The sequence below is a fragment of the Bacillus swezeyi genome (assembly GCF_001969815.1).
In the GTDB taxonomy this organism is placed as follows: domain Bacteria; phylum Bacillota; class Bacilli; order Bacillales; family Bacillaceae; genus Bacillus; species Bacillus swezeyi.
Genome location: NZ_MRBK01000063.1, coordinates 1 through 11,005 on the forward strand (window position 1 = coordinate 1; position 11,005 = coordinate 11,005).

General features: G+C 42.9%; 12 protein-coding genes and 1 riboswitch. Of the genes, 6 read left to right on the top strand and 6 right to left on the bottom strand.

Annotation, left to right across the window (positions count from 1 at the left end):
- Positions 1–23: 23 nt before the first annotated feature.
- Together fbpA and BTA30_RS21815 are read left to right on the top strand one after the other, a co-directional pair.
- The gene (gene fbpA / locus BTA30_RS21810) at positions 24–197 is read left to right on the top strand and encodes a Fur-regulated basic protein FbpA (protein ID WP_076762357.1); all 174 of its coding nucleotides are present in this window, start codon (positions 24–26) and stop codon (positions 195–197) included.
- A 181-nt stretch (positions 198–378) separates the two neighbouring features.
- Positions 379–840 carry a MarR family winged helix-turn-helix transcriptional regulator gene (locus BTA30_RS21815; protein WP_076764088.1) on the top strand — a complete coding sequence of 154 codons (462 nt, stop codon included), beginning with the start codon at positions 379–381 and terminating at the stop codon, positions 838–840.
- Here the strand turns inward: BTA30_RS21815 and BTA30_RS21820 are convergent.
- From BTA30_RS21820 to BTA30_RS21830, 4 genes are all read right to left on the bottom strand, one after another.
- Positions 837–2,681 carry a DNA ligase D gene (locus BTA30_RS21820; protein ID WP_076764090.1) on the bottom strand — a complete coding sequence of 615 codons (1,845 nt, stop codon included), beginning with the start codon at positions 2,679–2,681 and terminating at the stop codon, positions 837–839. The genes BTA30_RS21815 and BTA30_RS21820 overlap by 4 nt on opposite strands.
- 3 nt (positions 2,682–2,684) lie before the next feature.
- The gene (gene ku / locus BTA30_RS21825) at positions 2,685–3,560 is read right to left on the bottom strand and encodes a non-homologous end joining protein Ku (RefSeq protein WP_076764092.1); all 876 of its coding nucleotides are present in this window, start codon (positions 3,558–3,560) and stop codon (positions 2,685–2,687) included.
- 635 nt (positions 3,561–4,195) lie between these two features.
- Complete coding sequence (locus tag BTA30_RS23250) at positions 4,196–4,336, bottom strand: hypothetical protein (protein WP_158027685.1); 141 nt, start codon at positions 4,334–4,336, stop codon at positions 4,196–4,198.
- Positions 4,333–5,790, bottom strand: coding sequence for a diguanylate cyclase domain-containing protein (locus tag BTA30_RS21830; protein WP_076764094.1), 1,458 nt, complete (start codon positions 5,788–5,790; stop codon positions 4,333–4,335). The genes BTA30_RS23250 and BTA30_RS21830 overlap by 4 nt, the downstream gene beginning before the upstream one ends.
- Before the next feature lie 291 nt (positions 5,791–6,081).
- On the opposite strand from BTA30_RS21830, the gene BTA30_RS21835 reads away from it, so the two are divergent.
- From BTA30_RS21835 to BTA30_RS21850, 4 genes are all read left to right on the top strand, one after another.
- The gene (locus BTA30_RS21835; protein WP_076764097.1) at positions 6,082–6,723 is read left to right on the top strand and encodes a DedA family protein; all 642 of its coding nucleotides are present in this window, start codon (positions 6,082–6,084) and stop codon (positions 6,721–6,723) included.
- Between the two features lie 47 nt (positions 6,724–6,770).
- Positions 6,771–6,943, top strand: a riboswitch (yybP-ykoY riboswitch).
- Between the two features lie 50 nt (positions 6,944–6,993).
- A complete protein-coding gene (locus tag BTA30_RS21840; RefSeq protein WP_076764100.1) occupies positions 6,994–7,761 on the top strand; it encodes a TerC family protein in 768 nt (255 codons plus the stop codon).
- 277 nt (positions 7,762–8,038) lie between these two features.
- Positions 8,039–8,794: an RNA polymerase sigma factor SigI gene (gene sigI / locus BTA30_RS21845; protein ID WP_076764103.1), complete on the top strand. Its 756-nt coding sequence runs from the start codon at positions 8,039–8,041 to the stop codon at positions 8,792–8,794.
- Positions 8,791–9,870, top strand: coding sequence for an anti-sigma factor domain-containing protein (locus BTA30_RS21850; protein WP_076764105.1), 1,080 nt, complete (start codon positions 8,791–8,793; stop codon positions 9,868–9,870). The genes sigI and BTA30_RS21850 overlap by 4 nt, the downstream gene beginning before the upstream one ends.
- Positions 9,871–9,882: 12 nt before the next feature.
- On the opposite strand, the gene BTA30_RS21855 is transcribed toward BTA30_RS21850, so the two are convergent.
- The gene (locus BTA30_RS21855; RefSeq protein WP_076764108.1) at positions 9,883–10,080 is read right to left on the bottom strand and encodes an alpha/beta-type small acid-soluble spore protein; all 198 of its coding nucleotides are present in this window, start codon (positions 10,078–10,080) and stop codon (positions 9,883–9,885) included.
- A 137-nt stretch (positions 10,081–10,217) separates the two neighbouring features.
- On the bottom strand, positions 10,218–10,937 hold the full coding sequence (locus BTA30_RS21860) for a DUF1836 domain-containing protein (RefSeq protein ID WP_076764110.1): 720 nt from the start codon (positions 10,935–10,937) through the stop codon (positions 10,218–10,220).
- Between the last annotated feature and the right edge of the window lie 68 nt (positions 10,938–11,005).

Consider the following 11,005-nt stretch of genomic DNA (forward strand, 5'->3'; position numbering starts at 1 on the left):
ATACACAAAGGAAGGGAGAAGCTATGAGCAAATTATTAAAAAACGCATTGGAAAAAGAGAGAAATCACTATTCGAAAAAACTGATTTCCCTTGGCGTCTATCATCAGGAACATTTACAGAGGATGACGATTACAGAGCTCAGAAACGAATATTTTTATTTTTTTCAAAAACATAAAGCCCGCCCGTTTTCAAAATAAGCCATTTTGAAAAATGCGGGCTTCTTTTTCATATCTTAAAAAAAATAAGCAGGAGTTTTCTTTCGTATAACGAAAATATATACATATAGAATATAGGAAAATAATGACCTTACTTTTTCGTATTTGTAAGGGTTTTCATTTTCCTGGGTTCATTAAGAAAATAGTATAAGAGGTAGATGATATGAGACTTTCGTTTAATGAGGAAGAAGTTCACCGTGCTATGTCATTGTACAAGGTTTTTGCCAGGGCTTTTAAAAGCGTATCTGAACATAGTATTCGGGACAGTAAGGAACATGGTTTTAACCCGACAGAATTTGCTGTATTGGAGCTTTTGTATACAAGGGGAGCCCAAAAACTGCAGCAAATCGGCTCCAGGCTGCTCCTTGTAAGCGGGAACGTAACGTATGTGATTGACAAATTAGAAAAAAACGGTTTCATCAAACGAGAGCAAGACCCGAAAGATAAGCGGTCTGTTTACGCGAACTTGACGGAGAGGGGAAGGGCTTATCTCGATGAGATTTATCCGATTCACTCTTTAAGAATCGCGCGGGCTTTTTCAGGTTTGACAAAAGAAGAACAAGAGCAGCTGATGGCCCTGCTGAAAAAAGCCGGAATTCACAGCCAGCACCTTTTGTTTCGCTAAACCGAACGGCCGCTTTCTTTTAAGTGTTCGAGAATAGCTTTGATCTGTTTGTCTTGGGGCTGTCTGAAAAAGCGTTCGAAAGGACAACCCAGTTCTTTTGTCCGCTGGACGACAGCCTCCATTGTAAAATCAGCGGGAGACAGGCTTGAGTTGACTTCAGTCCAAAACAGCGGTGCGGCTACTGTGCCAAACGCATTTCCCCTTGTGGAGTAGGGGCAGATGATCGTTTTACCGGGAGCATGCTGGACATAGTCAATATAAAGCTTTCCGCCCCTGTTTTTAATGAGGCGTTCCGTTGTGAACAAATCCGGAAAAAGCGAGACGCAATAGGATGCGGCAAAGCTTGTGAAAGAACGTGTGTCTTCATAGGTAAACGCATTTTTTGAAATCGGTATATAAATCTGAATCCCTTTATTTCCCGACAGCTTGGGAAAAGAAGCGAGGCCCAGCTGTTCAAATAACCGGCGCAGCTCCTCCGCCGCGCGGACGGCAAGGGGAAATTCCGATTGTGAAGGCGGATCAAGATCAAATACGATTTCAGTCGGATGAACTGTATCAGCTGTTTGAAAAGGAATATGAAATTCCAGTGCCAGCTGATTGGCAAGCCACAATAAAACAGAGTAGTCTTGACAAATGATATGGTCGTGCTCTCCATCTTTTATAGATGTAATAAATTCGGGAGCGTAATCAGGTTTGTTTTTTTGAAAAAAAGATTCTCCGCCGGACCCATGGGGATAGCGAATAACTGTGAGTGCCCGGTTTTCTAAAAAAGGAAGCAGAAAATCGCCGATTTCATTTAAGTAGCTGATATAATCGGCTTTTGTTTTGCCGTTTTTGGGAAAGATCACTTTATCAAGGCTTGTCAGTTGCAAATCAGGGTGGACATTTCTGGAGTGCAGCAGCAGCCGCGTGTATGTGCAGTCTTCCCATGCCACATCGAATTCAAATGATTCAAACGAAACCTCCCGCAATGTTCCATGATGGATCGTCAAATAATTCACTGTCAGGCAAATGGAAGGATCGATTGTATATTCGCCGGTCTTTATTTCGGTTCCATGTTCTTTTACGATGGCGAGAATCGCGTTTCTTTCCTGTTCCTCAAGTCCGTGTGAGACTGATCCCATTTCTTTGATTTGACCGCGGTCAAAAACAGCTATCGTAACATAGCCGTTTGTCATATTATAGCCTGTCATAAACACGGTGGCTTTTTTGTAGTTTTTAAGCTTGAGCCATTCTGCGGTTTTTTTGTTTTCCATCCAGCGGCTGTCTTTTTTCTTCGCAACAATTCCTTCTCCGTCAAGTCTTTTTACTGAATCCCAGAGAGAGTGAAAGTCCCGCGTTTCAGGGATATATTGAATCCGTTCAGTTAAAATTGGATCGGGAGCCAAGGGGAGGCCGAGGCATTTCAGCAACTCAAAAAGCTTCTGTTTCCGTTCTGAATAAGGCAGTGAAGAAATGTTTTCCCCTTTATATGCCAGCAGATCAAAGGCTAGATATTGGCACGGTTTATGTTCCGCCGCTTTCTCGATCAAGTCGGTTTTTTTAGTCAAGCCCCTTTTTTGAACATATTCAAAATTTGAACGATATCGGTTTGTCAAAGATACGACTTCACCGTCAAGCGTCATCGGGAGGTGTTTTTCAAGGCCGGCAAGCTTTTCTTTGACATATGAAGTTATTTCCGGAAACACGCTGTCCAAGGGCTGTCCGTTTCTGCTGATCAAGGAAATCTCGGTGCGGGAAACGCTTAAAAGCGCCCGGTATCCGTCATATTTGGCTTCATACCGCCAATTGCCTCCTGAAGGAGGAGCCGCTGTAAGAACGGGCTGCATCGTTAGTCCCATCTTTTATTTTGCCTCGGTCGCTTTTTTTCGCGTCGTTTTCCGTTTTTTCTCCACTGTTCCTTGTGCCTCGGCTGTTTTGGCCTTCTTCTCCTGTTTTTGCGGCGTTTTCGATCGTTCGATGCTTGCTTGAAGAGCGCTCACAAGATCGATGACATCTTCGCGCGGCGCGGCATTTGCATCAGGTGTGACGCCTTCATTTTGATCGATCTTTTCTTTGATTTTATCCATCACTGCCAGTCTGTACGTATCCTCATATTGTTCAGGGGCAAATGTCGTTGTCAGTTCATCAATCAAAGAAATGGCTGTTTGCAGTTCCTTTTGGTTCACCTCTGTTGCTTCCGGTACACCGGGAACGTGTGCGGCATTGCGCACTTCATCAGGGTAGTGGATGGACTCCATCAAAATACAGTTTTCATATACCCGAAGAATGGCGAGCTGTTTTTTAGAACGAATCGTCATATGGGCAATCCCGATTTTTTCCGTTTTTCTGAGCGCTTCGCGCAGAAGGGTGTATGCTTTTACCCCGTTATCTCCGGGTCCGACGAAATAAGAGCGGTTAAAATATATGGGATCGATTTCTTTCAGCTGCACAAAGTCAACAATTTCAACCGACTTATCTTCCTGCTCTTCTTTGAGCTGCTTCAGCTCGTCGTCTGTTAAAACGACATATTTGCCTTTTACATATTCATATCCTTTGACAATGTCGTCAGGAGCGACTTCCTGATGACAGTTTGAGCATTTTTTTTCATATTGAATGGGAGAGCGGCATTCTTTATGAAGAGACCGCAATTTAATGTCTTTGTCTTCTGTTGCTGCAAACAGTTTAATCGGGATGTTAACAAGACCAAAGCTGATTGAGCCTTTCCACATCGTATGCATCGGTTCGGTTCAACTCCTTTTCTTTTCATGATGCCTCTGTACAGATTGTTTCATGAGTAGCAACTTATGGATTCAGCCAACAAAAAAAGCATTCAGGCGTTAAACCTGAACGCTTTTTCCGTTCCGTTCAAACAGAAGCTGTTCTGTTTCAGCTGCTGTGAGGGGACAAATCATTACAACCTTTTGCACATCAACATTCTTCCTGTATGGCGGTTTCTACTCCTTAGCTGCAATATTCAATGAAAGCCCGCAGCCCAAGGATATGATCGCGCTGCGATTTGTTTAGACTTTGAATCGGTATGAATCTCTTAAATGAAGGATTGGTCAATTTTAGTTCTTTTCAAGAATGCTTATTGAAAATCTGCCTGCTCCAAAATGATCGACACGGATGCAGATGCCGAGCTGATGCAAAAATTCAAGATTGCCAGCCGGGCAGTTCAAATGATCCATGAGAATATTCTCCGTCACTGCAGCCGCAATTGCCCGGGTGGGAGCCGGTATTTTTTAAGGCTGTTTTCAAAAACTGTGATCGATCGTTCTGTCTGAAACAGCTGGGGGAAAGGGTTGAGATGATTATCGGCCTGCCGCTGTAGCCTGGCGGCAGGCTGCGTCAATCAGCCAGTCGCCAATTCCGATCATAAGCCAGGATCTGCGGCCAAGCCGATGAATTCTTCTGCTTGGAGAAGTGTTCCGTCAGGCGTTTTCAGCCGGATCAGTTTTCGGAAGAGCAGCTGATCTGCGGTAAAATAAGCGTTATGAACAGGGCTTCTCTTCATTCGGTTTCATCTTTTAAAGAAAGCTCGCTCTGTTTGCCGATTGAAGAAGAAAAATATTGATATCTGCTTCTATTTTTATCTTTTGCGGCGTACATGGCCATATCAGCTTTTTTCATGAGTTCTTCGCCGTCAGTTCCATCGGCTGGAGAGACCGCGATTCCGATGCTGACAGATGTTTTAAGGCGATGATCTTTAATGCGAAATACAGATTCAAACTGCCTGATCAATTGCTCGGACAGCTCATCAATCTGATATGCCGGTGTAATGATAATAAATTCATCACCGCCCAAACGCGCAATAAACCCTTGATCAGGCATACATTTCGCCAGCCGTTTGGAAGCCTCTATCAAAAGCCGATCTCCGATGTTATGGCCAAGGGCATCATTAAAGATTTTGAAACGATTGAGATCTAAAAATAAAACAGCTGTACCTGAATGCTTGTCATTCAGCACATTTGCCAAATGCTCGACTGCATATCTTCTGTTCGGCAGATCTGTCAATGCGTCATAATGCGCCATTCTGCGAATTTTCCGTTCTGCTTCACGCTGCTTCGTCATATCTTTGCAGATGACATATATACTGTCCAGCTCCTGTCTGACATAAACCGGTATGAGCGTCAGATTCAAGTCGAACCGTACATTTGATGCCGTGATTTGGGTATCGCGGTTGATTGCTTTTTTTTCGCTTTTGACCTGAAGGAACCAGCTGAGAAGTTTTTCGTGATCTTCTTGGCACAAGACAGAGGAAAATTGTATTGGTTCAATTCGCATTTGATTTAGGAGGCTGTATCCCGAAGAATTAGCGAAAAGCATGTCCCCTTCAAGGGAGAAAACATAAATTGGATCAATATTATGCTTGATCAGGGACTGAAACCGTTCTTCATTATCTTTGACTTTTTCGGCTTGAATGAGCAAGCGTTTGTCGGTAAAGGCTCCCAAAATCATGAGACCTTGGAGCATAAGGGTGATCAGCACGATGACGATGCCGAGCTCAACGGTATCCATTTCTGGATGGCCGGCATCCCGGCTGCCATTCTTATATAATGTTGCTGCTGCCATTCCCGTATAGTGCATTCCAGAAATGGCGCCGCCCATTAAAAACGCGCTGCCGATTTTTATGGATAGTATCCTGGATGAACCGGTTTTTTTCGCGAGGACAAACGACAGCTTCAAGGCGGCGAAGGATGCTGTAATGGCAATCGCGAAAGACGCGCCGTAAAGAACGGGGTTGTAAACGATTGATATGGATTCCATCGCCTCCATGCCGATAAAATGCATGGACCAAATGCCAAGGCCCATTGTCAGTGAGCCTGTGAACAGCCATCCTTTGTTTTTCCATCCTTTTGTGTGAACGACCCGTTCGGATAGATCGAGGGCCGTGTAAGCTGCCAAAACCGCAGTGATATAGGATAATATAATCAGCCATTTATTATATTCGCCAATAACTTCTGTCACTTTTTTCTCCGCCTTTTTACTGAGGATGTCGAATTTAAATCATATATACTTTGCTGTTAAAGGCTTGACTGCCGTGCAACGAACCATTTGATGAAAAAGCGGTAATAGCGCTGAAAAATAGCGGTATAGTTTGTGAATTATACTACATATCATGATATTCGCCAATGAGCAATGTTCTCCTGCTGTTTTTTAGGAAGGGCCTTTATCGTTTTTCTCTTCAATTTTCTCGAAATGTGTTAAAATCATTTTTGTACGTTCTTTAGAACTTGAAATTATCAATCGTTAAAGGTTGTGATCGATATCGAAGCGTTTATTTTATCAATGGCAGAGGCGTTTAAAAGCCTCTCGTATTTTGGCATTTTTCTCGCGCTATGTATAGAATTCGTGCCGGCTGAAATCGTTCTTCCGCTTGCGGGGTACTGGGTGTATCAAGGTGACATGTCCCTTTTGGGAGTCGTCGCGGCGGGTTCTGTGGGCGGTGTTGTCGGACCGCTGACGCTTTATTGGCTGGGCAGATATGGGGGGCGGCCGTTTTTAGAACGGTACGGCAAGTATTTTTTTCTCAAGCCTGAAGCGCTTGAGAAGTCTGACCGCTTTTTTGAAAAACATGGCGGTTTTGTTGCGTTCAGCGGCCGGTTTATCCCAGGAATCAGAACACTGATTTCGATTCCCTGCGGGCTTGCAAAGATGAATGTGTGGGTATTTTGCATTTATACATTTCTGGCCATTACACCGATTACGTTTGTTTACGTCTATTTAGGCTTTTACCTCGGTGAAAATTGGAGCGCGGTCGGCAGCCTTCTGGACAGGTACCTTCTTCCGATCGGGATCGGAATTGTCGTCTTGTTTGTTTTGTATCTCTTTCTGAAAAACAGGCGAAGCAAGATGAAAGCGCAAAGCGTTTCGTCCTTTTTAAATAAAAATAAGGATTGACAGCTGACGGCCCGGAGGTTAATATTATCTTATAATTCAATATTTTCTTTTATCCCAAAGGGGAGTAGCGTCCGGATTTACATCCGGAAACAAAGTCGTCAGTTCATGGATTTTCATCCATCGGCTTTGTTGGCATGTTTTAATCAATGATAACCATGTCTAGCAAGACCTTTGCCTAATGTTGGCAGAGGTCTTTTTTGCTTTCTGAAAATACCCTGCCGCATTAGCGGGAATAAGAGAAAGAGACAATCACATAGGAGGAGTTATAAAATGGATGCAGCATTGTTACTTGAATATGGTTGGGTTCTTCTCATTTTAGTCGGGCTGGAAGGCATTTTGGCTGCGGACAATGCACTCGTCATGGCGGTCATGGTTAAACACTTGCCTGAGAAAGAAAGAAAAAAAGCGCTCTTCTACGGATTGGCCGGCGCGTTTGTGATGAGGTTCGGAGCCCTGTTTGCGATCTCTTTCCTCGTCAACGTCTGGCAGGTACAAGCGATTGGAGCGCTCTATCTGCTTTACATTTCAATCCATCACATTTTAAAAACCCATGTTCTGAAAAAAGACGAAAAAGTCAAAGAAACAAAGAAAAGCGGTTTTTGGCCGACTGTTATTAAAGTGGAATTGGCGGATATCGCCTTTGCGGTTGACTCCATTTTAGCAGCTGTGGCGCTTGCTGTTACACTCCCTGCGACAAACATGCCGCAGATCGGAGGGATTGACGGCGGCCAGTTTCTGGTCATCTTAGCCGGCGGCATCATTGGCCTTATTATTATGCGTTTTGCTGCAAGTGCTTTTGTGAATTTGCTGAAGAAACGTCCGAGCCTGGAAACAGCGGCTTTCATCATTGTCGGCTGGGTCGGTGTCAAACTGACGCTCTACACGCTTGCACACCCGCAAATTCATATCGTATCTGAACATTTTATTCATTCAGGCACATGGAAGTTCATCTTCTGGGCGGTGCTGATTGCCATCGCACTCGGCGGATGGTTCATGACAAATCCGAAAAAACAAGAAAAAGGGGCTGCGCAAGAATAGGGCCCACCCAAGCTGCCGGCGTTGCCGGCGGTTTTTTTATGCGGACATTTGCCGGCTTTTGTCGATATAAAACGAAATAACATTTCATTTTAATAACAGAGATGTTACAAAAACAGCAGGAAAACCCCCTTAATCATCAGGGAAACAACGAATTGTTCTAGAAGATAAAACAAATCAATGTCATAATTGAAAAATTAGAAATGAATTCCTTGTTTTCTCCTTTGCGAATCCCTATCAAATTAGCTATCATAAATGAGTAGTATAGGGAGGAACTGAGGTGAAACCAGTGCTTAGCCTTTTGTTTAAGACAGGAAAAAAGAAACCGACATTAGAAGAGTCTGTAATCAGCATACAAAAAGGAAATCAGCAGTTGCAAAACGAGCTTATAGAGCAATATAAGCCTTTTGTGGCTAAAACGGTTTCATCTGTGTGCAAACGATATATTGATGAAAAAGATGACGAATTCAGCATCGGCTTGATTGCGTTTAATGAAGCCATTGAAAAATATTCTTCCGAAAAAGGAAATTCTCTGCTTGCATTTGCAGAACTGATTATTAAACGCAAAGTGATTGACTATATAAGAAAAGAAGCAAGAAACGCCCAAAATATCAATATGGATTTACAAGAAGGGGAAGAGCAGGAATCATCTCAAAGCATGATTGAAGCGGAACTTTCCATTCACGAATTCAACCGCCAGCTCGAACAGGAACAGAGGCGGGAGGAGATTTTCCATTTTAAAGACAGTCTGAAAAGCTTCGGCCTATCTTTTTCTGATTTGCTGGAGCATTCTCCTAAGCATATAGACGCCAGGCAAAATGCCATTAAGGTGGCGTATACGCTTGTCGAACATGAAGAATTAAAAGAGATTCTCTTTCAAAAGAAGCAGCTGCCTGTGAAACAGCTTGAGAAACTGGTGGCTGTAAGCAGAAAGACGGTAGAGAGAAACCGCAAATATATCATCGCTATGGTCATTATTATAACGGGTGATTATGTATACCTTAAAGATTATCTAAAAGGGGTGCTCAACTCATGAGAAGAGGGATTATTGTAGAAAAAAATAAAAAATTCGTCACATTGCTTACCCCTGACGGACAATTTTTAAAAACCAAAAACACAGAGGAAGATTATGAAATCGGTCAGGAGATTGCCTTTCCTGCGGAGACCAGAATGGCAAGAAGGCGCGCGGGCTTTTTTGATCTGCTTTCGCTCCGTCCGCTGAAAGCCGGCGTAATTTCAATCGCAGCGATCATGCTGTTCGCTTTTATGATCATCCCTGATGTTTTTAACAACAAAGCATATGCTTATATGACGATAGACATCAATCCCAGCTTTGAATTGACGCTCAACAAAAACTGCGAAGTCGTCGATTTGGTCCCGCTGAATCAGGATGGAAAAGACTTGCTGGACAGTATAGAAAATTGGGAGAATTCAGACATTAAAGAAGTGATCAGCGAAATCGTGGAAGACAGCGACAAGCAAGGGTATGTCAAAAATTCAAAAGAAGTTTTGATTGCAACCGTTTATGAAAATAACGACGATGATACATATAAAACAACGGTAAAAAGTGAAATTGATGATGTAAAGAAAAGGTATGAAAAACGGGATTACAAATTGAAATCGGTGGAATCAGACATGGATACGCGTGCAAAGGCGCAGAAGGAAGGAATGTCAACAGGCCGTTATATCCGCACGCATGAAAATGAATTGGAAGATCAAACCCCGGATGATGAACAGGAAGATAATAAAGACGATCAAAATGAAGACACAGAAGAGGATCAAAAAGAAAAGGCTGTAAAAGAAGAAGATCAGCCGCAAGAAAATACGGATAACGAAGAATCCGATACAAAAGATCAGCCAAACGGCGATCAATCTTCAAATCAAGATCAGATGGAATCTGATCAGGATACTAAGCAAGAAGAGGAGACAACGACCCCCAAAAATCAAAACCCTCAAGAAAATAATGAAAATGACAAGGAAAGTCAGCAGACCGATGAAGGGAAACAAAGAGGTTCCGATGCCGAACATCAAAAAAAATCTCCTTTTCAAAAGGAGAAAAAGCCATCTGAACACTTAAATCAAGAATATCCGCCGAGCAGTCCCGGCGAATAATTCAGAATCCATCTATTTGTCAGTCTGTCCATTCATCTGTGCTTGTGCCTGCTGTACAAGACGTTTTGTCATTTCCCCGCCTACAGATCCATTCGAGCGAGCGACTGAATCTGATCCGAGCTGGACGCCGAATTCTTGAGCAATTTCGAGTTTGAATTGGTCTAATGCCTGCTCAGCCCCAGGAACAACCAGTTTGTTTGTTCTTGTCATGTATTCTCAACTCCTTTTTCTCTAATGTACTGCTTGTTTAGTTTGAAATGGACAGAAGATTTTTATGCTGGCAATTGTTGAAGCTCGTATAAAGAGCGCCCGGCTTAATATAAGCCGGGCGTGTCATAAAACGAAAATTATTTCATGTCATATTTGCTGAATACGTTATCGATCATAGCCTGAGCCGTTGTCTGTATATGCGAGGCGATAACGGACAGCACAGTGACAGCTGTGATGTCTCTTGCTTTTTTCCATTCAGGATCGGCAAGCTCTTTATAAAATGTCCGAAGCTGTTCGGTCTGCTCAATGACGATCGTTTCCAGCGCCGATTCTTTGAGCGTATAATCTTTGATCCGATATACATGATCAAGCACCTGTGCATAACCTTCATAAAAACGGAGCGGGCTGACAACGTCGTCAGAACGGTCTGTTATCGTATTAAATACCGTTTTTAAAATAGGGCGAATCGTTTCAAAGTCATAAACCGATTTTAAATCTCGTACAATAAGAAGGATAACGGCTTGGTCAATGGAATATTTTTTGCCGAGCTCCGGATGCCCCATCAAATCTTTAATATCGCGTTTGATCCAATTTTGGATGGCCGTTGACTTTAAAGAAGTCAGTTCGCATAAATTGCCGAGCTCAACAATTTCATTTGTGGAAAGTCCATGTTCCGTTTTTTGTTTTTTTCGTTCATACCGGCTGATGAATTCGGGAATGTCGAGATCGTTTTCCGCTTCATCGCTCGACACATTGGCTGATCTCAGCAGGATTGTCAGCGGACTGATATCAAGCTGTCCTTTTAAAGCATACATCAGTTTGGCCATTTCCAGGCGAGTCAGTTTAAAAGGTTTCATATTACACCTCGTTATGCATTGAAAATGAAATAGCAAATATTATAAACTATATCTTACGGCTTATCACT